Here is a 1,169-nt window from a genome sequence, read left to right as displayed (position 1 = left end):
TGTTACACTTTTGATTATTAACAATTTAATAGAGAGGGAGTTTAAAACAACTTTAATTTTTCTGCTTTCTTTTACTGCAACCGCTGTTTTAATCATTGCTCCTCTCCTTTCCTACGAATTTAGCTATTGGTTTAATTATGGGCAATCACCCCATTCTTCCAGGATCGCCCTGTTCGATTACCTGGATGATACGTTCAATGAAGGGGCATTAATCCTTAGAGTTTATTTTGCTTCTGTTGTAGTCCTGCTGCTCTATAAGCTTAATAATGAAGGTATCAGGTCGGTTATTGAAGATAAAAGACAGTTGTTTTTTACCCTGTTTATCCTCGCACTGATCGTACAGGTCTTACTGGCCCAGGTTACCACCTATATACCCGCCAATGCACATTACTATTACCACAGTTTCTTCTTTGTTTTTATTGTATCTCAGCTTAAAGGCATCGAATTTAGAAAAACCTGGGTTTTCGGAGTCCTTCTGGTATTGATCATCTTCCTCTGGTCACATGACTATTGGAGATATGGTAAACGCATCATGCAAAGGGTTTTCGGTATTGAACAGGAAATCAACTACAATTATGTAACCAAGAGAACCTGGAAACTTAAAGAGCATGAAGGTCCTGATACTGATCGCTCTGACTGGAAACCTACGCCTTTTAAGTCGTTTGATAACGTATACCTTCCTGCGGAAACTATTGCAGGCATCAAGCGCCTGAAAGCTACATGGGAAGGTAAAAAGGAGTTGGAAGTCCTTAATATGTCGGAATTGACCCAGCTTGCCTATGAGATTGGCTATACTCCTCAACAAGGACCAAACCAACCACTATGGTTTCACCGGAATGTTGCGTTTTTCCAAAGAGAAGTGGATATGGTGTGCAACAAAATAGCTAATAAGGAGTACGACCTGGTTTTGTTTGAAGTGATTCCTATGCTCAACAGGTTCTATCCTCCATCAGTAAGAGAATGTCTTCAGCAACATTATAAGCTGGATGACAAGTTTTTAGCTCCACGAATACCTGAAGATTCATATATAGAGGTATATGTAAAACCCTAATATCTGGGCAGGCTGATTTCCGGTGAGATACTCACATCAAGAATCAGGGTTTAACAGCCTGCTAACAGCAATTAAAGTTTAACCGACAGGATATAAAAAATGCCGGCTTATTTCCAAA

The 1,169-nt window shown here is 39.6% G+C and carries 1 protein-coding gene; it reads left to right on the top strand.

Annotation, left to right across the window (positions count from 1 at the left end; genetic code table 11):
- Positions 1–1,051, top strand: a 1,051-nt coding sequence (locus E1163_RS30170) for a hypothetical protein (protein WP_221417873.1), incomplete at its 5' end; no start/stop codon positions are given.
- Positions 1,052–1,169 lie beyond the last annotated feature (118 nt).

The organism is Fulvivirga kasyanovii (assembly GCF_009711405.1).
Lineage (GTDB): Bacteria > Bacteroidota > Bacteroidia > Cytophagales > Cyclobacteriaceae > Fulvivirga > Fulvivirga kasyanovii.
The sequence above is the reverse complement of the archived record's forward strand: the minus strand, read 5'-3'. Positions and strand labels throughout refer to the sequence as shown.